Consider the following 23506-nt stretch of genomic DNA (forward strand, 5'->3'; position numbering starts at 1 on the left):
GTTCTCTAGCCTAGAAGAATGGGCAGGCAAGGCGATTCAGCATCACGTGGCAGGGCCACTACATCCGGTTCCAGCACCGTCCGCAAGCCCAGCCCCGCTGTGTACCGCCGGCGCCGGCTGTTCCTGGGTGCGGCGCTGCTGATGGTGATTGCACTGATTGCCGGAAGTTTTGCCCTTGCCGGGGCCTTCAGCGGCAAGTCCGAGCAGGCGTCGTCCACGGACGGTGCCGGCGCGACAGCTTCCGCTGATCCCTCCACCCAGGCATCGCCGTCGGCCTCGGCACCGGAACCCACACCCACGCCATCGGCCACCCCTTCCTGCAACCAGAACCTCGTGACGGTCTCTGCCTCCACGGACAAGGCCGCGTACGGGCCCGGGGAAAACCCGCTGCTCACCCTTAAAGTGACAAACGGCGGCACCATGCCGTGCGAGGTCAACATTGGAACGTCGCAGATGGAGTTCCTGGTGACAAGCGGTGCGGACCGCATCTTTTCGTCCCGGGACTGCCAGGCAAAGAGCGAAGACCTGGTGAAAATCATCGCCCCGGGCGCCAGCGAGACCGCCAACTTCCCGTGGCAGCGCAACCGCAGCGTTGAAGGCTGCCAGCCCGTGGAAGCCAAGCCCGGGGGCGGCGGGGCGTATTACATCTTCACGGCGAAGCTTGGCTCCAAAGCCAGCCCCAAGGCAGTTTTCCAGCTGGCCTGACGAGTCCTGCCAAGTTCTTAGAGGAAGCGGTCCAGCAGGCTTGCTTCCGCCATCCGGCTCAGGCCTTCCCGCACTGTCCGGGCGCGCTGGTCGCCGATGCCGTCCACGGTCATGAGGTCGTCGATGGTGGCTGCCATCAGGAACTGCAGCCCGCCGAAGTGGTCCACCAAACGGTCCGCGACGGCCTTCGGGACTGCCTTCAATCCCGAGAGCAGCCTGTAACCCCGGGGCTGCACCACGGCGTCCAGGTTTGCCTCGCCGCCCGCGAACCCGACGATTCCGGAGATCTTTCCGAGATCGATCAGCTCGGTGGGTCCCAGGTTCACCAGGGCGCTGACGGCCTTTTCGATGTCCTCGGGCGAAGCATTGGGCGAGGCGTAGTCGCGGATGATGACGTCGCTTCCGGGGCCGCGGCCCACGGTGAGCTCATCGAGCTGCAGGGACAGCAGCCGCCCGTCCTCGCCGAGTTCCAGGACGTACTGGGCAATTTCCTCGGAGATGCGCCGGACCATTTCCTGCCGCTGCAGGGTGACGGCCACGTCCCGCACGGTGACCATGGCTTCAATTTCCAGGGCAGAGAGAGAGCTGGTGACCTGGTCCAGGCGCGAGCGGTAGCGCTCCAAGGTGGCCAGGGCCTGGTTGGCGCGTGCCAGGACTTTCTCCGAACCCTCCAGGACGTGGCGCAGGCCGTTGACGTAGAGGGCGATGATCTGCATGGACTGGCTGACTGAGATGACGGGCACGCCGGTCTGGATGGCCACGCGTTCGGCCGTGCGGTGGCGGGTGCCGGACTCCTGGGTTTCGATGCTGGAGTCCGGAACCAGCTGCACTGCCGCGCGGAGGATATTGCCGGCGTCCTTGTCGCAGATGATTGCCCCGTCCATCTTGGCGAGCTCGCGCAGGCGGGTGGGGGAAAAATCGATGCCGATGTCGAAGCCGCCGGAACAGATGGAGTCGATGGTCCGGTCCGAGCCCAGCACGATGAGGGCACCGGTACGTCCACGGAGGATGCGTTCCAGGCCGTCACGGAGCGGGGTTCCGGGTGCCACTCTGCCCAGAGTTGCCCTCAAAGATTCTTCGGGGCTCCGCGCCATCAGGTGTTTCCCTTCACAGTTGCGGACCTTCGCCCGCAGGAATGCCGGCTTTAAGGCTTGGCCGGCAGGATCAAAAAGTACTCATTTCCCGCAAGCTCAATGATAGGGGTAAGAAACACCTCATTCCGCACGGTTAAGCCCTAAAGTGCCCCATTAGGGGAGGACAGGAAGCGGCGCAGGAACGCGTTCGGCGCCGGGTGGCGGGGCGGCACTTTCCGGTCCGGAGCAGTCAGAGACAGTGCGGCAGGACTCAGCGTGCGCGCTCGCGCAGCATCCGTTCCAGCTCCCTGCTGACTTTGCTGAGTGACGCTGCGCGAAGGGCCCGTTCGTCCACAACTGCCTTCTTCCGGGGCCGGGCCCGGGGCTCCTCTGCAGCGAAGCCGTCTCCACCCGAAGGGGACACAAGTCCCCGCTCTCCTGGTGCTTCAGGGGGGCCCGCCAACGGATCGAAGAACAGTTTGCCTGGATAGGAAGTGCAGCCTGCCGCTTCGGATCTTTTCGGCGGCGCAGGGGACGTGCGGGGCGTCATCATGCGGTCACGGTAGCCCGCACTCATTTCGCCGTTTTGAAGCGCGGGTTTCGTCGGTGTTAAGCAGAGCCCGTGGTGGTGCTCCAAGCTGCGATAAACTGGGAACTTGGCTGTCCGCCAGCCCGTCTCCCCTGAAGCCTGTCCAATGCCAGGGGCAGCCCAAACCGCAGCGAAAGTAGCACCGTGTCCCAAGATGTCCTCACCCCCGCCCGGATCTCGGAGATTCACAAAGAGGCGGGCCGGCGTCGGACCTTTGCTGTCATTTCCCACCCCGACGCCGGCAAGTCCACACTGACCGAGGCGCTGGCCCTGCACGCCAAGGTGATCGGCACCGCCGGTGCCTCCAGCGGCAAGGCCAACCGCAAGGAGACAGTCTCGGACTGGATGCAGATGGAAAAGGACCGCGGCATCTCCATCAGTTCCGCGGCGCTGCAGTTCTCCTACCGGGACACCGTCATTAACCTCCTGGACACCCCCGGCCACGCGGACTTCTCCGAGGACACCTACCGCGTCCTCGCCGCCGTCGACTGTGCAGTGATGCTCGTGGACGCAGCCAAGGGCCTGGAAACCCAGACCATGAAGCTGTTCGAGGTCTGCAAGCAGCGGAACCTGCCCATCATCACCGTCATCAACAAGTGGGACCGGCCCGGCCTGGACGCGCTGGCCCTGATGGACGAGATCACCGAGCGCACCGGGCTCCAGCCCATGCCCCTGACCTGGGCCGTGGGCATCTCCGGGGACTTCCGCGGCGTCTGGGACCTCCGCAATGACCGTTTCGCACGCTTCCAGCGCAACAACGCCGGCGCGCAGATTGCCATCACCGAGTACTTCACCCCGGAGGAAGCAGCGGAAAGCCAGGGCAGCAACTGGTCCGACGCCGTGGACGAGGCCGGCCTGGTGATCGAATCCAACCTGGAATTCGACGTCGAAAGCTTCCACGCCGGCAAGGCCACCCCCATCCTGTTCAGCTCCGCCGCACTGAACTTCGGCGTCAAGGAACTGCTGGACGCGCTGGTTGACTTCGCCCCGCCGGCAGCTCCGCGTCCGGACGTGGACGGCACTCCGCGTCCCGTCGCATCGCCGTTCTCCGGATTCGTGTTCAAGGTCCAGGCCGGCATGAACAAGGCCCACCGCGACCACGTTGCCTTCATCCGCGTCTGCTCCGGCGTCTTCGAGCGCGGCATGGTGGTCACCCAGACCCGCACCGGGAAATCCTTCGCCACCAAGTACGCGCAACAGGTGTTCGGCCGCGAACGCGAAGTGATCGACGAGGCGTACCCCGGCGACGTGGTGGGCCTGGTCAATGCTTCCTCCCTGCGCGTGGGGGACAGCCTCTTCCTCGAGGACCCGGTGGAATACCCGGCCATCCCGCTGTTCGCCCCGGAACACTTCCAGGTTGCGCGTTCCAAGGACCCCAGCAAGTTCAAGCAGTTCCGCCGCGGCATCGAGCAGCTCGAGCACGAAGGCGTGATCCAGGTGCTCCGCTCCGACGTCCGCGGAGACCAGGCACCGGTGCTGGCCGCCGTCGGCCCCATGCAGTTCGAGGTGGTGGAGGACCGGATGGCCCACGACTTCAGCGCCCCCATGCGGCTGGAACGCCTGCCCTACTCCCTGGCCAGGATTTCGACGGCGGATGCCATGCCGGCGCTTGCCAACGTACCGGGCGCCGAGGTGCTCCTGCGGTCCGACGGCGAGTACCTGGCCTTGTTCAATGATGTTTGGGCCCTTCGCCGGATCGAAAAGAACCACCCGGACCTCACCCTTGTCCCCATCGGTACACACAACCCCGCAAAGTAGGAACCGTGAACGCAGTTCAACCCCGTGCGCTGATCACGGGCGCCGGCACCATCAATCCGCTTGGTTCGTCTGTGGCCGAGACCTGGTCAGGCCTGGTGGCCGGAAAGTCCGGCATTGCCCCGCTTGAGGAGGCCTGGGCGGAACAGCTGCCCGTGAAGATTGCAGGACAGGTCACTGCTGACCTTTCCGGGCACCTCAGCACCCGTGAGATGAAGCGCATGGACCGCTGCGGGCAGCTGGCGCTCATCGCTGCCCGGGAAGCCTGGAAGCAGGCCGGCGCCCCGGAGGTGGATCCGGAGCGCTTTGCCGTGGTGATCGGCTCGGCGTACGGCGGGCTGGGCTCCACCCTGGAGCAGGACCGGACCCTTGCCGAATCCGGCCCCCGCAAGGTCTCGCCGCACACCCTCACCCGCCTTATGGTCAACGGCCCGGCGGCCTGGGTTTCCATCGACCTCGGCGCCCGCGGCGGCGCCCGGACGCCGGTAAGCGCCTGTGCCTCCGGGGCGGAGGCGATTGTCCAGGCAGCGGAGATGATCCGCTCCGGGGCGGCCGACGTCGTTATTGCCGGCGGTGTTGATGCCTCCATCAACGACCTGGTGATCACCGGCTTCTCCCAGATCCGTGCGCTGTCCACCCGCGCCAGGGACCCGCAGCGGGCATCACGCCCGTTCGATGGCGGCCGTGACGGCTTTGTCCTCGCGGAGGGCGCCGGCGTGGTGGTGCTGGAGAGCGAAGAACACGCACGCGCCCGCGGCGCCGCGGTGCTGGGGGCGGTGGCAGGCGGAGCGGTGACCTCGGACGCGAACGATATCGTGGCGGCCGATCCTGCCATGCAGCGGCGCGTCATGCAGAAGGCGCTCGAATCCGCAGGCCTCACGGCCCAGGACATCGGGTTTGTGCACGCCCACGCCACATCCACCCCCGTGGGGGACCGGCTCGAGGGCCAGGCCATCAACGCCATTTTCGGCCCCGGCGTCCCGGTCACCTCCACCAAGGGCCACACCGGCCACCTGCTGGGCGGCGCCGGTGCGCTGGCCGCCGTCGTGGTCGCAGAAGCCCTGCGCACAGGGATGCTGCCCGGGACCCTCAACGTTGAAGAGCTGGACCCGGAGGTGGACCTTAACGTCGTCACCGAAGACGCGCGCCAGCTCCAGCCGGAGAATGCTTCGGCGGGCCTGGTGAACGCCTTCGGCTTCGGCGGGCACAGCGTTGCCCTGGTAATCACCGGCCAGTAACGCAGACGCCCGGGACGGTTATGCCGGCCCGGGCGCTGGAACGGTGCGGTGACGCCGGAACGCTACAGCGTCCCGGCACCGTTCCGGCGATTGCGGCACAATCGCCTCGTCACTAGGCCCTGCTGGGCACCGCCGCCTCCACGCTGCGGTCCTCGGACTCGGCGGTCGGCTCCGTTTCGCTGCGGCGTTCCTTGAGGAAGTACACCAGGCCTGCGGCAATGGTGGAGGCGGCCGCCAGAGCAAACAGGCCGGGGATGACGCTGCCCGTCTGTTCCTTGATGATGCCGAAACCGAACGGTGCAACGAACCCGCCCAGGTTGCCCAGCGAGTTGATGATGGCGATGGCCGGAGCCAGGACCAGCGGGTGCAGGCCGGACTGCGGGATGGTCCAAAACAGCGGGGAAGCGCTTTTGAAGCCCATGGCGGCGATGGCCAGGAACACCAGGGCCATAACCGGTGAGGCGGTGGCTGCCGCGAAGGTGCCAACCGCGGCCACCAGGAGTGCAACCACCAGCAGTGGCTTCTTGGAGCGGGCCTTGTCCTGCAGCTTTGCCGCAAAGTACATGGCGAACACGGCGCAAATCCATGGGATGGAGGACAGGAAGCCGACGGTCAGGTCGGTGGTGCCGGGGATCTGCTTGATGATGCTGGGGAGCCAGAATGTGTTGGCGTAGATGGACAGCTGCACGGAGAAGTAGATGCCGCACAGCAGCAGGATCTGCGGGTTCAGGAGCATTTTCCAGCGGTTGATCTTTCCGCCGTCGGCCGTGGCGTGCTGCGCGTCCTCATCGGCGATGGCGCGGGACAGGGCGTCCTTTTCAGAAGCGGTGAGCCACTTGGCGTCCCTGATTTTGGCGTCCAGGAGGAAGAACACGGTGATGCCGACGACGACGGACAGGGCGCCTTCGAAGCCGAACAGCCACTGCCAGCCGCGCAGTCCCAGGGCACCGTGGAGGCTGAGGAGCATCCCGGCGATGGGGCCGGACAGCGCTGCGGCGATGGAAGAGCCTGCGATGAAGATTGCCGTGGCTTTGCCGCGCTGGCCGGCGGGGACCCAGCGGGCGAAGTAGAAGATGACGGCGGGGAAGAACCCGGCCTCTGCTGCACCCAGCAGGAAACGCAGGACGTAGAACATGGTCTCGTTCTGTACGAACGCCATGAGGAAGGAAACCGTGCCCCAGCTGATCATGATCCTGGTCAGCCAGACCTTGGCGCCGTACTTCTCCATCATGACGTTGCTGGGAAGCTCGAAAATCGCATACGCGATAAAGAACAGCCCGGCCCCGAACCCGTAGGCGGCGGCACCGATGCCAACGTCGGCCTGGAGGTGGTCCTGGGCGTACCCGATATTTGACCGGTTCAGCTGGTTGCAGACCAGCATGACAAGCATGATGGGCAGCACGCGCTTGAAGAACTTTTTCGTGGCCGAGGCCACGTCCGAGACAGCATTGTCTACAGACTTCATTGAATGTATTTCCTTTGGGTTAGATGAAGCAGGCCGGCGGCGGGGCCCAAAAATGCGGGGGCACAGCAAAGTAGTGGGGCGCGCCACAGGGACCCCACTACTTTACCGAAAAGTGCTGCCCGTCACTGCTGCCGGACGGTGCTGCCGGACGGCTGCTATCGGACGGCTGCTATCGGACGAGGCAGGGCCGCTTCGGATCGAAGGACCAGCCATCGATGTAGTACTGCATGCCGATGCTGTCATCGCGGGCATCGAGGCCGTGCGCCAGATACAGCTGGTGCGCCTTGTCCAGGGCTTCGCGGTCCAGCTCGATGCCGAGGCCGGGGGCGGCCGGAACCTCGATGGCGCCGCCCTTGATCTGCAGCGGTTCCTTGGTGAGGCCCTGGCCGTCCTGCCAGATCCAGTGCGTGTCCAGTGCGGTGATCTCGCCAGGCGCCGCGGCACCTGTGTGCGTGAACATGGCCAGCGAGATGTCGAAGTGGTTGTTCGAGTGTGACCCCCAGGTAAGGCCGAACTCGTGGCACATCTGCGCCACCCGTACGGACCCGTGCATGGTCCAGAAGTGCGGGTCGGCCAGCGGAATATCAACGGAGTTGCTGCGGATGGCGTGCGACATCTCGCGCCAGTCCGTGGCGATCATGTTGGTGGCCGTCTTCAGGCCCGTGGCCCGGCGGAACTCGGCCATCACCTCGCGGCCGGAGAAGCGGCCTTCAGCCCCGCAGGGATCCTCGGCGTAGGCAACGACGCCCTGCATCCGCTTGCCCAGCCGAATGGCTTCGTCCAGCAGCCAGCCGCCGTTGGGGTCCAGGGTCACCCTTGCCTCCGTGAAGCGCTTGGCCAGGGCCGTGACCACATCCACTTCATCGTCGCCGGACAGCACGCCGCCCTTGAGCTTGAAGTCGCTGAAGCCGTAGCGTTCCTGGGCGGCTTCGGCGAGGGCGACGACGGCGTCCGGAGTCATTGCCTCCTGGCGCCGGAGCTTCTCCCAGCGATCCGCCGGTGCGTCCTCCACCAGGTAGGGCAGGTCGGTGCGGGAATGGTCACCGATGAAGAAGAGGTAGCCGAGCATCGGGACGGAGGAGCGCTGCTGGCCGTCGCCCAGCAGTTCCGCCACCGGGACGCCGAGGTACTGGCCGTGCAGGTCCAGCAGGGCCGACTCTACGGCGGTGACTGCATGGACGGTGGTGCGCAGGTCGAAGGTCTGCAGGCCGCGGCCGCCGGCGTCGCGGTCGGCAAACTCGGCCGCCACTTCGCGCAGGAGTGACCGGTAGCGTGCCACCGGCTTGCCGTTGATGAGGGCGCCGGCTTCCTCGATGGTGGTGCGGATCTTCTCGCCGCCGGGGACCTCGCCGAGGCCGGTGCGGCCATCGGAATCGGTGATGATGACGACGTTGCGGGTGTAGAAGGGGCCGTGCGCTCCGCTGAGGTTCATCAGCATGCTGTCATGGCCGGCAACGGGCACTACTTCCACACGGGTGATGGTGGGCTGGTTGCTCATGCGCCGACCTCAGCTTTCTCTGCAGCGGGGACCACTTCGCCGTCGATCCGTCGGTTCAGGTGCCAGGGGTTGGCATCCTGCAGCGCCTCCGGGAGGAGTTCCTGGGGGAGGTTCTGGTAGGCGACGGGGCGCAGGAAGCGGTTGATGGCGAGTGTTCCGACTGACGTGGTGCGGGAGTCGGAGGTGGCGGGGAAGGGGCCGCCGTGAACCATGGCGTGGCCGACTTCGACGCCGGTGGGCCAGCCGTTGACGATGATGCGGCCCACCTTCTGTTCCAGGATGGGGAAGCCGTTTTCGAGCAGGTCCACGGTGAAGAAGGCGCTGGTGAGGTCGCCGTGGCCGAAGACGAGGTCCTGGTCGTACTTGATGCCGCGCTGGCCGTTGAGGTCGATGTGGAACAGCTTGCCGGCCCACAGGGCCTGGGCGATGCCGTGGGTGAAGTTCAGCCCGGCCATCTGCTCGTGCCCGGTTTCGGGGTTCAGGCCCACGATGTCGCCGTGGTCGAGCTGGGCGATGAACGCCAGGCCGTGCCCGACGGTGGGCAGGAAAATATCGCCGCGGGGTTCGTTGGGCTTGGGCTCCAGGGCGATCCGCAGGTTGTAGCCCTTGTCCTTGATGTACGCGGCGGCGGTATCCACGCCCTCGCGCATCCGGTCCAGGGCCGCGGAAAGGTCCTTGGACCCGTCGTATTCGCTGCCCTCGCGCCCGCCCCACATCACGAACGTTTCGGCGCCGAACTCGGCGGCGGAATCAATGTTGCGCAGGACCTTGGACAGGGCGAAGCGGCGGATGGAACGGTCGTTGGAAGTGAACCCGCCGTCCTTGAACACCGGGTGGCTGAACAGGTTGGTGGTCACCATGGGGACCTTCAACCCGGTCTCGGCCAGGGCCGCCTTGAAGTTCTTCAGGATCAGCTCCCGCTCCGAGGCTGTGGCCTCAAACGGGACAAGGTCATTGTCATGGAAGGTGATGCCGTACGCGCCCAGCTCCGCGAGCCGGTGCACCGCCTCCACCGGATCCAGCGCCGCACGGGTCGCAACACCGAACGGGTCAGCACCGGTCCAGCCAACAGTCCAAAGACCAAAAGTGAACTTGTCAGCGGGGGTGGGGGAAAGAGTCATTATGCATCCTTGCAATTCTGGCTGCCACCAGGCAGCCGTATAGTTTATTGCGTGAACTATATAGTCGGGCCTAGGCTCGAGTCAACAGCCTGACTCGCGAGGGCCGGGTTCCTAGAGGAGTAGCGCATGGCGATATCGACCTTTCCCCTTGCCGCGCCGCAGAGCGGTAACCCCGGCAGCATGGGCGACATTCGCCGGAGCAACCTGTCGTTGGTACTCGGCACGATTGCGGAGGCGGCTGCTGATGTGCATCCAAGTCGGGCACAGGTGGCATCTGCTACTGGTCTAACCAAAGCCTCCGTGTCGAGCCTTGTACTTGACCTCCTTGACGCCGGGCTTCTTTGCGAAGTCGGAGGACTACATTCACCCGGCCGAGGCCGGCCCGGCGTAGGCCTGATACTTAACCCATGCAGGGCTGTGATGGGCATGGAAATCAACGTCGACTACATCGCTGCCGGTGCGGTAAGTCTGTCTGGCGCACTGTTGTTCCATGAAATTCTGGAGCGCGACAATCGCAGCGGCGATCACCGCTCCGTTATGAGCGCCCTCGCTGAACTCGCGGCCCGAGTAAGCCGGTCCGCTGCGAAAAGCGGCACGGTGATTCTGGGCGGCGGGCTGGCCCTGCCGGGCATCCTGCACACAACCAAACGTGGAGCGGTGACCGCTCCCAACCTTGGATGGGAAAATCTTGAACTGGATTTAGACCTTCTTGTTCCGGCCGCTCCGCTCGGGATCAGCCTCTCCAATGAGGCCAACGCGGCTGCCCTGGCAGAGTCCGGTTACGGTCGGGGAGTTGACGGTGACTTCTTGTTCGTCTCGGGCGAGGTGGGTGTGGGCGGCGGGCTCATCGTTGGTCGGGAACTTTTCACTGGTCCTGACGGTTCCGCCGGTGAAGTAGGACATGTGGTTGTAGACCCCTTCGGGACCGCGTGCTCCTGTGGCGGGAGGGGTTGCCTGGAAACCGTGGCTGGTCAAGATGCCATTTACGCCGCCGCCGGACTCAATGATCACCCCGGCCCCCGTACGCGCTCCGAGACAATGTCTGCCCTTTTACGCGCGCTGCACGCGGGGGACAGAAAGGCTTTGGCTGCTGTAGGGCGTGCCGGGTTCAGCCTAGGTGTGGCGCTGGCTTCGACGGCACGGGTAGTGCCAATTGGATCCGTGGTACTCGGCGGGCATTTCGCTGTTCTTGAACCCTGGCTACATGCTCCGCTCTTTGAAAGCCTCCAGCGTTATGCCCCGGGCAAATTCGCTGCAGGTCAAGTATTCCCATCCAACACCGGGACTTCAGGGGCCCTGCTGGGAGCGGCACGGGGGCTGATTCAGGCATTGCTGGAAGCGCCCCACACGCTGCAGGTCTAGCTTTCGAAGGAACGTTGGCCTTCCAGCGACGGCAACGGTGGCGCCGTGTTGAGCGTGGGCACCACCGTTGCGCCGTTACAGCTGTGGAACAGTCAGGAGGCTTCGCCCCTATGACGTCAAGTGCTCTAGCAGGGCTTCCGCGACGGCGGCGTGGCCAGACTCATTGGGATGCATCATGACAAATCCGCGCGAAAAGTCGTATCCGGTGACCCACGGATCGGCTGAGCAGGCATCATGCCCCCGGCTCTCCTTAGACGCTGTGACCAGTTCCGCGCCCGTTTGTTGTGCCGCATGCTTCGTTGCAAGGCTCAGCTCGCGGGCAACATGCAGCAGGAATTTCTGACGGTCCTGAGGAATGGGGACCGCAGCGCAGGGCTTGCCGTTTTCGGGCAACACCGAAAGGTAGTCAACAAGGACTACGCGGGCATGTGGAGCCTTTTCCTGAACCGCCTGAACCATCGAAACCAAGGAATCTGTAATGCCGGTCAGACGGGTATCGATAGTCGAATCCGGCAGTGGCGTGCACAGTCCGTATTGCTTGAGCTGATTACTGATGACACTCGCCGGGTTAGCCGCGAGGTCGCCCAGACAGGCTTCAGCCATCAAGTTACCAACGTAGTTAACGTCATTGCCCCCAATGGTGATCGTTACGAGGTCGGTGCCTAAGTCGACCGCGTTGATTTGCAGCTCGCCCACCCGGCTGGAGCCATCCCAGCTCCAGATACGTTGAGGGGTGCTTGCAACATTCGGAATGGAAGCTCCGCCGCACGCTGCATTGGTCAATTTCAGGTCCAGCGCATCTGCCAGCAGGTAAGGGTAGGCAATGGTGGTGCGGCCACACTGCCCGCCCGAATCCGTTGGATCTGCGGAACCAAGACCGCCACCAGCAGCATAAGAGCTTCCAAGCGCAACGTATTTCGCACCTGGTTCGGGGGTGGGCGAGGGTGCCGATGCGGCAGGAACCACTGTCAGGGCTACGGACATGGCAGCGGCTGCGGTAGCGGCCGAAAGCCGACCGATGGCGCGGGGACGGACTGGCATAAATTCTCCTTGGGGGATCACGGGCGTGCCGACGCTTCCTCGCGACGACTTTGTTCCCGGATGGGGAAATGTAGCCTTCGCCCGGTCGACCGTCAAGGTCGGCGCCGTCACATGGAGTGCGATTCAGCAGCTCGGCGTGCATAAGAACCGCGAGTGGCTGCGGGAGAGCCGCCCCAAACCCTGCACTGTGCACCAACGATGGATTCGGTTTTGGTGCACCTATTGCTTTTTCCCCGGACTGGGAATATTGTTTTGCGAATGCTTCCGCGGTTGGAGAACCTCCGCGCGATGAACAACGAAGGAGTTGGAAATGGGATCCATAGGATCAGAACACGTGCCGGCAGGAGCTCCTCCCGCTGCCCCCCAAGCACCTGAGGACCTGTCGCCTCGCTACGAGCCGAAAACAAAGGCTTACCGCCGCTACGTGAGCGGTTACGCACTTGCCAGCGTCGCTTTCTCGCTCCTCTGGGGAGCCGTGCTCACGGTCCTGCTCCCGCTGCAGGTGCAAGCACTTGAGTTTGCCCGGATTTTCGGGCCCGACAGCGGGGTCGATTTGACCGCGCTCAACAACCTGAGCAGTCAAGTGGCCTCCGGCGCGGTGACTCCCACTGCCGAGCAGCGGGACCAACTGAATCTCCTGGCTGAATTCAATTCTTCAAGAGCTGCAGGCCTCTCCCTCGTTACATCCGCCGGCGTAGTTATTGGCATGTTCTTGTCCCCCATTATTGGGACACTCTCGGACCGGACCCGGACGAAGTGGGGTCGGCGGACTCCTTACATTGCTGCGGGTGCTGTTCTGGGAGCAGCAGCCATTTCACTCATGCCGCTTGCGCCCAACCTTGTTCTACTGGTGCTTATCTGGTCCATAGTTCAGGTTGCCGGGAACGCCCAGGGGCCCCTCGTCGCCACGGTTGCGGACCGTGTGCCCGAGGATCGGCTCGGATCGGTGTCTGCGGTTACCGGCGTTGTTGTCTATTTTGCGGCCATTGTTGGTGCCGTGGTTGCAGGCATGCTCTTCGGAGCCATCGGCCTTGCCAGCTACTACCCGTTCGCGGTCACGCTTCTGCTGCTCACGGTTCCACTGATCCTCCTTGCCCGCGACCGTTCTTCAAAGCACATGCCGCGCGAAAAGATCCGCATCCGGACCCTGTTTGCCTCCTTCGTCATCGCTCTTCGTGACCGGGACTACCGGTGGGCCTGGATTTCGAAGGTTCTGCTGTGGAGCGGGTTCGGTATCGGCACCACCTACGGCATCTACATGCTGCAGAGCTACATCACGCCTGCGCTCAGTGCCGAGGAGGCCGCTCAAATGGCCCCCCTTCTGCAGGTAGTGGCACTGCCGGCAACGATGGTCGCCATGGCGGTCTCCGGCCGGCTTTCCGACAAATTGCGCCGCCGGAAGCCGTTCGTCGTCGCGGCCGCGATTATCATTGCGGTGGGCTTCCTCGTGCCCTGGGTCTGGCCGTCCCTTCCCGCAATGTTTATACAAGCAGCACTTGGCGGGCTGGGACTCGGTGCGTTCCTCGTCGTCGACCAGGCTCTGTTCATTGACCTGCTTCCCGACCCTGAAGCCAGGGGCCGCGACCTTGGAATGTCCGCTGTCGGACAGAACCTCGGAAATGCGATCGCACCGATCATCGCTGGTACCGCCGTTGCCGTCGTCGGCGGCTCGTACGGCGTGGTATGGCCGATTGCATTCATCATCGTGGTCGTGGCTGGGCTAGCGGTCCTGCCTATCCGTCGCGCCCGCTGATGTAGTTCCCGCGTTGCGCCAGCACCTTTAACTCCGCGTTGCGCCGGCACCTTTAATCAAGGGCTGGCGCAACGGCATGCCTATCCTGGCGTTAAACCTGCAGACCAGTTCGCCACGGCTGAGGCAACAAGAGTTCATCCCATCCTGCGTCTGCAGCCCGGACCCTCACATTTCTGTCCCCGAGCAAAGGAATAAGCATGTCCACCGCCGCCCACACGGAAAGCTTCGATGACGCCGTAGCGCGCCTGAAGCGCGGATCTGACCTTGAGCGGGAAACTGAGAACCTTTTGGAACAGCTGACGCCCGAGGAGAAGCTGGGGTTGCTCGACGGTGATTCGGAGTTCTGGGCAGGCATCGCCGAAATGAGCGCTGGATACAACCTCAAGCCCATCGTCATGGGAGAGACTGAGCGGCTCGGCATACCAGGCCTGCGATTCAGTGACGGCCCACGCGGTGTCGTTATGGGCGCGTCGACCGCGTTCCCGGTCTCGATGGCGCGGGGAGCCACCTGGGATGTCGACCTGGAAGAGCGTGTGGGGGTCGCCATCGGGCGGGAACTGCGCGCCCAGGGAGGAAACTTCTTCGGCGGTGTCTGCATTAATCTGCCGAGACACCCCGCGTGGGGGCGGGCCCAGGAAACCTACGGCGAGGACCCGTACCTCCTGGGCGAGTTCGGCGCCGCCCTCGTCCGCGGGGTCCAACGCAACGCCATGGCGGTCGCCAAACACTACGCTCTCAACTCAATGGAAAACGCACGGTTCAAAGTCGATGTGCTCGCCGACGAACAGACCCTCCACGAAGCATTCCTCCCACACTTCCGCAGGGTGGTCGAGGAAGGTGTCGACGGGATCATGACCTCCTACAACTCGGTCAACGGGGAGTGGGCAGGACAGAACGAGGCACTGTTGGAAGGTGTCCTCCGAGGTGAGTGGGGTTTCCAGGGAGTCACCATGACCGACTTCGTTTCCGGCTTCCGTGACGCCGGGCTCTCCCTGCGCGCAGGATTGGACGTCGAGGCACCCATGCGCCAGCAGCGCGCCCAGCACCTGCCCGCAGACCTGGAATCCGGCCGTGTTGCCTGGGATCACGTCGATCGTGCAGCCAGGCGCATCCTTCGCACGCAACTGCATCACTACGCATCTGCTCGTGAGGAGGAGCCAAGCGCCGAGGTGGTGTTCTGCGCCGAGCATCGGAGCCTGGCCCGGGAGGTGTCGGCCGCGTCCATGGTGTTACTCAAAAACCATCCCGTTGACGCATCTCCGGTGCTGCCCTTGGCCCCGGACAAGGCTTCCTCGGTCGCCTTGATCGGCAGGCTGGCGAACCTGCCAAATACGGGTGATCACGGCTCCTCCTCCGTCCGTTCTCCGGACGTCGTCACCGCATTCGACGGCTTCAGGGAACGGCTTCCGGAAGTGCAACTCCTTACCGTCTTCGAAGATGACGTGAAGGTTGCGGCGGCAGCGGCAGAAAAGGCTGACGTCGCGATTGTCGTTGTCGGCTACACCGCGGAGGATGAGGGCGAATACGTCGGTGGCGACAGCATGCTCGCCCCGGAACTCCTTGCCCTCTTCCCGCCGTTCCCGGATGGGATGGATCCGAGCAATCTCATGGGAGCTGCCGGGGCGATGGGCAGCACCGTCGGCGGTGACCGTGCAGGCCTCAGGCTTCGGCCTATCGATGAAGAAATCATCCTGGCAACTGCCGCCGCCAATCCCCGTACGGTTGTCGTGGTGGTTACAGCCGGAGCGGTGATCATGGAGTCGTGGCGGGAGCAAGTTCCGGCTGTGCTCGTGGGGTGGTACTCCGGCGCGGAGGGTGGGCACGCACTCGTTGATGTTCTGTATGGAGCAGTTGATGCCGGCGGCCGGCTTCCCTATGCGATTCCAACTACGGAGGAGCACCTTCCCTACTTCGATCGGGAGGCCACCAGCATCGTGTACGACCGCTGGTTTGGTCAGCGCCTGTTGGACCGCGATGGGCACATTCCGGCTTTCCCGCTTGGGTTCGGGCTCTCTTACACCACCTTTGAAACCGACGATCTTTCCATCGCCGCCGTTTCCGGTGACACAGTGACTGTGACAGCGCAGGTTCGCAACACCGGGGACCGGGCCGGCCGGCATGTGGTTCAGCTTTACGGATCTCTCCAGGCCGAGGACTTCCCCCGCCGCGTGCTGATGGGTTTCCGGCCCGTAAACCTGGAACCTGGGGAAACGAAGTCAATTGAGCTGGAGGGCTCGCTTCGGCCCCTACAGCGCCGGAACGACGGGCACTTTGAGTGGGCGGCACCGGAAGCGGTTCTGGAAGCCGCGGCCTACTCGGGAGACCCAACAGCGTCGTTAACAACACTGCGTCTTCCCTAGTCAGGGACACACCCCTACCGGCGCCCTATGCTCAGCCCGGGCGCCCCGCATCACTTATCCGTATTCTCCTACCGATCCCGACCTGGAGGTCACCGTGCTCCGCCTGCCCTTCGTTGATGACTGGACCGTCCGCAGTGACACAGCGACAGAGGCAACCGCCGTCACTCTGCCGCACGATGCGATGCTGTTTGAGCAGCGGGACCCGGAGACCCCGAACGCCCACCACACGGGCTTCTATCCGGGCGGTGTGTACAGGTACGAAAAACGTTTCCTCGCCCCTGAAGACTGGCGGGACGCAACGGTGCTCGTCGAGTTCGAAGGCGTGTACATGAGGTCCGATGTCTACCTGAACGGGCACCGGATCGGAGGGCGGCCCTCCGGCTATGCGCAGTTCCGGGTTGACCTGGGCAAGCACCTGATGATCGGCGAAGAGAATGTGCTCGAGGTGGTGGCGAACAATCCTTCGGGTCCGAACTCCCGCTGGTACTCCGGCTCCGGAATCTACCGGCCAGTCCACCTGATGATAGGCGCCCCGCTGCATTTGGATCCAGACGGTGTCCGCCTACAAACCGTCACCTTGAACGGATCAACAGCGACCGTCCAGGTGGATCTCACGCTCACCAATATAGGAGCCAAAAATCGCGAAGGCACCACCCGGGTTATGCTGCGCGAACCTGGCGGGATGACGGTTGCAGAAGCAACCATTGGGCCCACCCTCGTCCCGGCTGCCGGCACCTCGCATGCGGGCACAACATTTACGGTGTCGGACGCCAAGCTGTGGTCGGTCGAGGAACCGTTCCTGTACGAGGTCCACGCAGAACTCGCTGCCGATGGGGCCACCATAGACGAGTGGGCAGGGGAGTTCGGCTTAAGAACGGTGTCAGCGGACGCCCAAAACGGCTTCCAGCTCAACGGGGTCACCCTGAAGCTTCGCGGCGCCTGCCTGCACCACGATAACGGCGTCATCGGAGCGCACACGCTCTACGCAGCCGAAGAGCGTCGGGTACGCATCCTCAAGGAAAGCGGCTACAACGCCATACGCAGCTCCCACAACCCAATCTCCCGCGCCATGCTTCAGGCATGCGACCGGCTGGGAATGCTCGTCATGGACGAACTCACCGACGAATGGTGGCGGGCAAAAACCCGTGACGGGTACTCCAAAGATTTCGATGAATGGTGGCGGGCTGATCTCGAATCCATGGTGCTGAGAGACCTGAACCACCCCTCGGTCATCATGTACTCCATCGGCAATGAAATCGCTGAGGTCGGAACGCCCCGCGGCGAAAAACTCGGCTATGAGATGGTAAATGCGATCCGGCAGATCGACCCCGGCAGGCTGGTCACCAACGGCCTGAACTACCTGCTGACCTTCATGGCACCGATGGCAGAACCGGAGGCACTCCAAAAGCAGAAGGACGAGCCTAAGAAGGCAAAAGAGGCGGACCCGGAAAAGCTCATCGCTGTCCTTAACTTCGTCATGGGGATGTTTGAAAAGGCAACCCCATTCCTGATGCGGCTGCCGCGGGCCGAGAAGCGGACACATCACGCGCAAAAGGCACTGGATGTCGCCGGCTACAACTATGGCCACGACCGGTGGAAGATTGACACCCTAAAGCACCCCGACAGGGTGATCGTGGGGACCGAAACCTTTCCATCGACGACCGCGAAGCTGTGGAAGCTCATCGATGCCATGCCGAACGTGATCGGTGAATTCGTATGGACCGCCTGGGACTACGTTGGGGAAGCCGGACTTGCCACCCAGCAGTACAACCAGCCACGCCGCTTGTCCCAGCCCTACCCCGCCCTCCTAGCCGGTGAACCGCTCATCGACATCACGGGATTTCGACAGCCCTGGTCCTACTACACGGAAATCGTCTGGGGCCTTCGGTCCGCACCCTATCTTGCCATCCGCCCCTTGGACCACGCGGGGGAGAAGCCTACAAAGAACAACTGGCGCCCCACTGACTCCGTCCACAGCTGGAGTTGGCCCGGCTACGAAGGAGTAAAGACTGTAGTCGAGATCTACACGCAGGCCGCCCGTGTTGAACTCCTCCTTAATGGCCGGGTCGTTGGACAGAAAACACTCACTGAGCAGGACGAGTTCAGAGTGCAGCTGCCGGTGACGTACCGATCAGGCACGCTCACCGCCGTCGCCTACGACCACCAGGGCAAGGAGACAGGCCGAAACGAGCTGCGAACGGCCGGCGATGAAACGCAGCTGCGAGTCCGCCCGGAGTCCACCGAGATCATTGCCGATGGAGCAGATCTCCTGTTCGTGAACATCGAGCTGACCGACCCTGATGGCATCGTCCAGCCGCTGGCCGACCGAGAGGTCAAAGTCGAAGTTGACGGGGGAACACTCCTTGGGGCCGGAAGTGCCCAGCCAACAACAACCGAACAGTTGTCAGCGGAAACCCGGACGACGTACCGAGGAAGGGCCCTCGCTGTTATCCGTTCCACACGCGTCCCTGGCCCAATCGTTGTCACCGTCAGCGCCAAATGGCTGGACCCCGTTTCAATCCAGGTCGAAGCACGCTCAGCCACCACGAGCACAAGTCGCGGAGCAGCACTGAAGTAAAAAGTCCCAGCCCGATCAAAGCGCACGGCCGGCCGATTGGCAGCGGTCGAGCTTTGACTGGTACACCTTTGAACACCGGCGTCGGATGGACAACGGAACCCCAAAAAACGCCGGCGGCTTTTTGGCTGTTATTCGCCAAATGGCGTAGTCTGGTCAAAACTTGTTAGCGCTAACAGAGCATTTAAGGATTTTTTGTGGGTACTCCCGGCAACAAAGAAGCGGTTGATTACATTCGCTCCGGACGCGGTCGTCTTGGAATCGAATTGGGCTCTACCCGGATCAAGGCCTGTTTGATTGGGGATGATCCACGCGACGTACTGGCCCTTGGGAGCTTCACCTGGGAGAACTCGTTCATAGATGGACTGTGGACCTACTCTCTGGAAGATGTCTGGTCAGGAGTCCAGGCGGTCTATGCCGATCTTCTTGCTGATTCCGAGCGCCGCTACGGAGTCCGACCCGCTGCCCTGGAGTCCATCGGCATCTCCGCGATGATGCACGGCTACCTCGCCTTCGACTCTAATGATGAACTTCTCGTGCCGTTCCGGACATGGCGAAACACAACAACCGGACCGGCAGCGAAGCAACTCACCGGACTCTTCGATGTGAACATTCCCCTCCGCTGGTCGATAGCGCACCTGCACCAGGCGGTTCTGGATCAGGAGCCCCACGTTGGCCGAATTGATTTCATGACCACGCTGGCGGGGTACGTCCACTGGCGCCTGACAGATCGGAAGGTTGTCGGTGTAGGTGACGCCTCCGGCATGTTCCCGATAGATTCGGCCACGCTCGACTATGACGCGGCGCTAATGAAGCGCTACGACACTTTCGCGGCCGGAAGCACTCCCGGGATGGATATTGCGCGGCTGCTCCCCGAGGTTTTGGTCGCAGGCGTAAACGCGGGAGAGTTAACAGAAGCAGGGGCCCGGCTGCTGGACCCTTCAGGGGGCCTGCAGCCCGGCGCAGTCTTTTGTCCACCCGAGGGTGACGCGGGCACCGGCATGGTGGCCACTTGTTCGGTGGCACCCCGGACCGGAAATGTCAGCGCCGGGACAAGCATTTTCGCGATGGTTGTTCTCGAGCGTCCATTGGCGCAGGTGCACCACGAGCTCGACCTGGTGACCACTCCGGCAGGCGCCCCGGTAGCGATGGTCCACTGCAACAACGGCGCCAGCGAACTCGCTGCCTGGGCACACTTATTCGCCCAATTCGCCAGCGCGGCAGGGACCACTGTCGATTCCGACAAAGCATTCAGTGCGCTTTTGCAGGAGGCGCTGAAGGGCGAAACCGATGCCGGGGGGCTGCTCGTCTATAACTACCTTGCGGGGGAACCTATCGCGGGGACCAGCGAGGGACGTCCTTTGTTCGTGCGGACGCCTGACAGCAACTTCACCCTGGCCAACTTCATGCGTGCCCAACTTTATGGAGTATTTGCCACCCTCGTTCTCGGCATGCGGGTGCTTGAGACTGAAAACGTATCCATCGACAGGATGTTCGCCCATGGCGGCATGTTTAAGACCGCCGGTGTCGCCCAGCGGTTCCTTGCCGGAGCCTTGAACGCTCCCGTTTCGGTGGCGGACTCCGCCTCGGAGGGCGGGGCCTGGGGAATCGCCGTGCTGGCAGCCTTCGTGAAGGACCCATCCGATGACCTCGATGCGTACCTGCGCAACTCTGTGTTCGGCGGCGCTGCCTTCGAGACGACCAATCCGGACCCAGCAGACGCTACCGGGTTCACGGCCTACCTCGACCGCTACAGCGCCGGATTGGCCATCCAGCGCGCAGCAGTCAACACCCTCACACTAAAAGGAGCGACACAATGACCGACGTAAAAGAAACCGAGCCCACCCATCCCATAAATGACGATGTCGCCGACCTGATCAACCGGGTCCGAACCGAAGTCTCCACACTGCACGCCGAACTGGTCCGCTACAACCTTGTGGTGTGGACGGGCGGCAATATCTCCGGCCGCGTTCCAGGCACAGATTACTTCGTAATTAAGCCAAGCGGGGTGCTGTACGACGACCTTGCACCCGAGAACATGATTCTATGCACCCTCGATGGCCAGGTAGTGCCCGGATCCTTGGGCTCCGAAAGGGCCCCGTCAAGTGACACCGCCGCCCATGCCTATGTATATCGGAACATGCCCGAGGTCGGGGGAGTGGTTCACACCCACTCGCCTTACGCGGTGGCCTGGGCTGCGCATGGTGAACCCATTCCCTGCGTTACAACCGCTATTGCCGACGAATTCGGCGGCGAAATCCCTGTCGGTCCCTTTGCCATCATTGGTAATGATTCGATTGGCCGCGGCATTGTTGAGACGCTGCAGGGGCACCGTTCCCGCGCAGTACTGATGAAGAACCACGGTCCGTTCACTATTGGCAAGGACGCCCGTGACGCCGTCAAGGCGGCGGTCATGGTTGAAGACGTCGCCCGCTCCGTACTCTTCTCGCGACAGCTTGGGAATCCCCAGGCGATAGCCGCCGACGCAATCGATTCTCTTTTCAACCGCTACCAGAACGTCTACGGACAAGACCCAACAGGAGCCCTGAACTGACGCGAACCAGGACAACCGGTCATGCTTCAGTCTCACCGAGAGCGCCAGTAATGCCATTCCTTTCCTACGGGCGTTAGCGACATGACCAGAACCAGCAACCGGCAGATGCCACGGCTGCAAGATGTCGCTGAACTCGCCGGAGTCTCACACCAAACCGTCTCCCGGGTGGTCAATAGCCACCCAAACGTCAGCAAGACGACCAGGCAAAAAGTGGAATCCGCCATCATGACACTCGGGTACCGCCGGAACACCGCCGCGCGCAGCCTCGTTACCCGGCGCTCACAGACCATAGGCGTGCTGGCCAGCGAATTGTCTCAATACGGCCCCGCCCACACTCTGTTGGGCCTAGAGCAGGCCGCCCGTAACGCCGGCTACTTCGTCAGCATCGCTGCACTTCGAGAGGTGACCAAAGAGGGCATCCTCAATGCCGTCAGCCACTTCACCGACCAGGGCGTTGACGGGATCGTCGCGCTGGTACCGCATTTAAGTACCGTCGATGCGTTGGATGAGATGAACCTGTCGGTGCCCGTAGTGACCGTCGGTTCCCCTGGGAACAGCAGCATCAGCGGGGCCACGGTCGACCAGCGCCAAGGCGCCCGCCTTGCCGTTAGGCACCTTCTTGAGCAGGGCCACCGCCGGATAGCCCATGTATCCGGTCCACCCGACTGGACTGACAGCACCGAAAGGGCAGCCGGATGGCGAGACGCACTACTCGATGCGGGCGTGAGTGACCAGATTCTTCTGGAAGGTGACTGGAGCGCCGGCAGCGGCTACGAGATCGGCCTTAGAATCGCTGCTGAACGGAAGATATCCGCCCTGTTCGTGGGCAACGATCAAATGGCGCTAGGCGTGCTGCGGGCCTTCGCAGAGACCAACGTCCGGGTCCCTCATGACGTCTCAATTGTGGGCTTCGACGACCAGCCAGAGTCCGGCTACTTTACCCCGCCGCTCACCACCGTGCGGCAAGATTTTGAAGAGTTGGGGCACCGATGTGTCGATGTCATGCTGAAAAAAATCAATACCGGAACGGGAGCAACCTCTACAGTCGTAACCCCTCGCATGGTGTTGCGGGCAAGCACAGCACCACCACCGGAACACTCCCCATACTTAGACAGAAACACTTGACTTCCCACGAAGCTAGCAACCCGTCATACCCCTTTACTTTTCAGGAGAACCCATGAGCACTGCAGCATCCACTTCCCTTGACGGTTACGAGGTCTGGTTCCTCACGGGCAGCCAGCACCTCTACGGCGAGGACGTCCTCAAGCAGGTGGCGGCCCAGTCCCAGGAAATCGCCAACCAGCTCAACGCGTCCTCCTCGGTGCCTGTACGGATCGTCTGGAAGCCGGTCCTGACCGACTCTGACGCCATCCGCCGGACTGCGCTTGAGGCCAACTCGGACGATTCCGTCATCGGCGTCACGGCCTGGATGCATACGTTCTCACCGGCGAAGATGTGGATCCAGGGACTGGACCTGCTCCGCAAGCCGCTGCTGCACCTGCACACCCAGGCCAACCGGGACCTGCCGTGGGCGGACATCGACTTCGACTTCATGAACCTGAACCAGGCCGCGCACGGTGACCGCGAGTTCGGCTACATCCAGTCCCGCCTGGGCATCGCCCGCAAGACCGTGGTGGGGCACGTCTCCAACCCCGATGTGGCCCGCCAGGTGGGCTCATGGCAGCGGGCCGCCGCCGGCTGGGCAGCCGTCCGGACCCTGAAGCTGACCCGCTTCGGCGACAACATGCGAAACGTTGCCGTCACCGAGGGCGACAAGACCGAAGCTGAGCTGCGCTTCGGCGTCGCCGTGAACACGTGGTCCGTCAACGAGCTTGCCGACGCCGTGCATGGTGCCGCAGAGTCCGACGTCGACACCCTGGTTGCCGAGTACGAGGAACTTTACGACGTGGTTCCGGAACTCCGCGCAGGCGCCGCCCGCCACGACTCCCTCCGCTATGGTGCAAGGATCGAGCTGGGCCTGCGCAGCTTCCTGGAAGCCAACGGGTCGGCCGCGTTCACCACATCCTTTGAGGACCTTGGCGCGCTCCGCCAGCTTCCCGGCCTGGCCGTGCAGCGGTTGATGGCGGCCGGTTACGGCTTTGGTGCCGAGGGCGACTGGAAGACCGCCATCCTGGTCCGCGCCGCGAAGGTGATGGGCGCGGGCCTGCCTGGCGGGGCGTCGCTGATGGAGGATTACACGTACCACCTGGAACCTGGAGCCGAGAAGATCCTGGGCGCCCACATGCTGGAGGTCTGCCCCTCCCTGACCGCCGGGAAGCCGCGCCTGGAGATCCATCCGCTGGGCATCGGCGGCAAGGAAGACCCCGTGCGCCTGGTGTTCGACGCCGATGCCTCCCCGGGGGTCGTCGTCGCCCTGTCCGACATGCGGGACAGGTTCCGCCTGGTGGCGAACGCCG

The 23506-nt window shown here is 63.4% G+C and carries 17 protein-coding genes; 11 read left to right on the plus strand and 6 right to left on the minus strand.

Translation table 11 applies throughout. The features are described 5' to 3' along the window. Positions 1 to 18 precede the first annotated feature (18 nt). On the plus strand, positions 19 to 705 hold the full coding sequence (locus tag M8J71_RS18465; RefSeq protein ID WP_256249260.1) for a hypothetical protein: 687 nt from the start codon (positions 19 to 21) through the stop codon (positions 703 to 705). A gap of 17 nt (positions 706 to 722) precedes the next feature. Here M8J71_RS18465 and disA read toward each other — a convergent pair whose 3' ends face one another. Then, positions 723 to 1799: a DNA integrity scanning diadenylate cyclase DisA gene (gene disA, locus M8J71_RS18470; RefSeq protein ID WP_256249261.1), complete on the minus strand. Its 1077-nt coding sequence runs from the start codon at positions 1797 to 1799 to the stop codon at positions 723 to 725. 250 nt (positions 1800 to 2049) lie between these two features. After that, a complete protein-coding gene (locus M8J71_RS18475; protein WP_256249262.1) occupies positions 2050 to 2202 on the minus strand; it encodes a hypothetical protein in 153 nt (50 codons plus the stop codon). A 309-nt stretch (positions 2203 to 2511) separates the two neighbouring features. On the opposite strand from M8J71_RS18475, the gene M8J71_RS18480 reads away from it, so the two are divergent. Further along, positions 2512 to 4125, plus strand: coding sequence for a peptide chain release factor 3 (locus M8J71_RS18480; RefSeq protein ID WP_163161347.1), 1614 nt, complete (start codon positions 2512 to 2514; stop codon positions 4123 to 4125). Between the two features lie 5 nt (positions 4126 to 4130). Further along, on the plus strand, positions 4131 to 5360 hold the full coding sequence (locus tag M8J71_RS18485; protein WP_256249264.1) for a beta-ketoacyl-[acyl-carrier-protein] synthase family protein: 1230 nt from the start codon (positions 4131 to 4133) through the stop codon (positions 5358 to 5360). Positions 5361 to 5472: 112 nt separating this feature from the next. Here M8J71_RS18485 and M8J71_RS18490 read toward each other — a convergent pair whose 3' ends face one another. From M8J71_RS18490 to xylA, 3 genes are all read right to left on the minus strand, one after another. After that, positions 5473 to 6825 carry an MFS transporter gene (locus M8J71_RS18490; RefSeq protein WP_256249265.1) on the minus strand — a complete coding sequence of 451 codons (1353 nt, stop codon included), beginning with the start codon at positions 6823 to 6825 and terminating at the stop codon, positions 5473 to 5475. A gap of 169 nt (positions 6826 to 6994) precedes the next feature. Next, entirely contained in the window at positions 6995 to 8323 is a 1329-nt protein-coding gene (locus tag M8J71_RS18495; protein ID WP_256249266.1) for an enolase C-terminal domain-like protein, read from the minus strand. Then, complete coding sequence (xylA, locus tag M8J71_RS18500; protein WP_256249267.1) at positions 8320 to 9444, minus strand: xylose isomerase; 1125 nt, start codon at positions 9442 to 9444, stop codon at positions 8320 to 8322. The genes M8J71_RS18495 and xylA overlap by 4 nt, the downstream gene beginning before the upstream one ends. A gap of 126 nt (positions 9445 to 9570) precedes the next feature. Here xylA and M8J71_RS18505 point away from each other — a divergent pair, with 126 nt between their 5' ends. Then, the gene (locus M8J71_RS18505) at positions 9571 to 10806 is read left to right on the plus strand and encodes an ROK family protein (protein WP_256249268.1); all 1236 of its coding nucleotides are present in this window, start codon (positions 9571 to 9573) and stop codon (positions 10804 to 10806) included. Between the two features lie 108 nt (positions 10807 to 10914). Here the strand turns inward: M8J71_RS18505 and M8J71_RS18510 are convergent, their stop codons facing one another. Next, positions 10915 to 11847: an SGNH/GDSL hydrolase family protein gene (locus tag M8J71_RS18510; protein ID WP_256249269.1), complete on the minus strand. Its 933-nt coding sequence runs from the start codon at positions 11845 to 11847 to the stop codon at positions 10915 to 10917. A 310-nt stretch (positions 11848 to 12157) separates the two neighbouring features. Here M8J71_RS18510 and M8J71_RS18515 point away from each other — a divergent pair, with 310 nt between their 5' ends. The 7 genes from M8J71_RS18515 to araA all read left to right on the plus strand — a co-directional run. After that, positions 12158 to 13600 (plus strand): MFS transporter, encoded by a 1443-nt coding sequence (locus M8J71_RS18515; RefSeq protein ID WP_256249271.1) that lies wholly within the window; start codon positions 12158 to 12160, stop codon positions 13598 to 13600. Between the two features lie 197 nt (positions 13601 to 13797). After that, a complete protein-coding gene (locus M8J71_RS18520) occupies positions 13798 to 15960 on the plus strand; it encodes a glycoside hydrolase family 3 protein (protein WP_256249272.1) in 2163 nt (720 codons plus the stop codon). Positions 15961 to 16054: 94 nt separating this feature from the next. Continuing rightward, positions 16055 to 18538, plus strand: a complete 2484-nt coding sequence (locus M8J71_RS18525; protein WP_256249273.1) for a glycoside hydrolase family 2 TIM barrel-domain containing protein — start codon at positions 16055 to 16057, stop codon at positions 18536 to 18538. Positions 18539 to 18732: 194 nt separating this feature from the next. Continuing rightward, positions 18733 to 20355 carry a xylulokinase gene (locus tag M8J71_RS18530; protein ID WP_256249274.1) on the plus strand — a complete coding sequence of 541 codons (1623 nt, stop codon included), beginning with the start codon at positions 18733 to 18735 and terminating at the stop codon, positions 20353 to 20355. Then, positions 20352 to 21089, plus strand: coding sequence for an L-ribulose-5-phosphate 4-epimerase (locus M8J71_RS18535; protein ID WP_256249276.1), 738 nt, complete (start codon positions 20352 to 20354; stop codon positions 21087 to 21089). Before M8J71_RS18530 ends, M8J71_RS18535 begins: the two co-directional genes overlap by 4 nt. A gap of 81 nt (positions 21090 to 21170) precedes the next feature. Continuing rightward, the gene (locus tag M8J71_RS18540; RefSeq protein ID WP_256249277.1) at positions 21171 to 22214 is read left to right on the plus strand and encodes a LacI family DNA-binding transcriptional regulator; all 1044 of its coding nucleotides are present in this window, start codon (positions 21171 to 21173) and stop codon (positions 22212 to 22214) included. 52 nt (positions 22215 to 22266) lie between these two features. Further along, a partial coding sequence (araA, locus tag M8J71_RS18545) for an L-arabinose isomerase (protein WP_256249278.1) occupies positions 22267 to 23506 on the plus strand: 1240 nt, incomplete at its 3' end.

This window comes from Pseudarthrobacter sp. R1 (assembly GCF_024494415.1).
GTDB lineage: Bacteria > Actinomycetota > Actinomycetes > Actinomycetales > Micrococcaceae > Arthrobacter.

Excerpts from the sequence above, each read along its gene's own strand:
- M8J71_RS18465 (WP_256249260.1), top strand. The coding sequence starts at position 19 with ATGGGCAGGCAAGGCGATTCAGCATCACGTGGCAGGGCCACTACATCC.
- disA (WP_256249261.1), bottom strand. The coding sequence starts at position 1,799 with ATGGCGCGGAGCCCCGAAGAATCTTTGAGGGCAACTCTGGGCAGAGTG.
- M8J71_RS18490 (WP_256249265.1), bottom strand. The coding sequence starts at position 6,825 with ATGAAGTCTGTAGACAATGCTGTCTCGGACGTGGCCTCGGCCACGAAA.
- M8J71_RS18495 (WP_256249266.1), bottom strand. The coding sequence starts at position 8,323 with ATGAGCAACCAGCCCACCATCACCCGTGTGGAAGTAGTGCCCGTTGCC.
- xylA (WP_256249267.1), bottom strand. The coding sequence starts at position 9,444 with ATGACTCTTTCCCCCACCCCCGCTGACAAGTTCACTTTTGGTCTTTGG.
- M8J71_RS18505 (WP_256249268.1), top strand. The coding sequence starts at position 9,571 with ATGGCGATATCGACCTTTCCCCTTGCCGCGCCGCAGAGCGGTAACCCC.
- M8J71_RS18510 (WP_256249269.1), bottom strand. The coding sequence starts at position 11,847 with ATGCCAGTCCGTCCCCGCGCCATCGGTCGGCTTTCGGCCGCTACCGCA.
- M8J71_RS18515 (WP_256249271.1), top strand. The coding sequence starts at position 12,158 with ATGGGATCCATAGGATCAGAACACGTGCCGGCAGGAGCTCCTCCCGCT.
- M8J71_RS18520 (WP_256249272.1), top strand. The coding sequence starts at position 13,798 with ATGTCCACCGCCGCCCACACGGAAAGCTTCGATGACGCCGTAGCGCGC.
- M8J71_RS18535 (WP_256249276.1), top strand. The coding sequence starts at position 20,352 with ATGACCGACGTAAAAGAAACCGAGCCCACCCATCCCATAAATGACGAT.
- M8J71_RS18540 (WP_256249277.1), top strand. The coding sequence starts at position 21,171 with ATGACCAGAACCAGCAACCGGCAGATGCCACGGCTGCAAGATGTCGCT.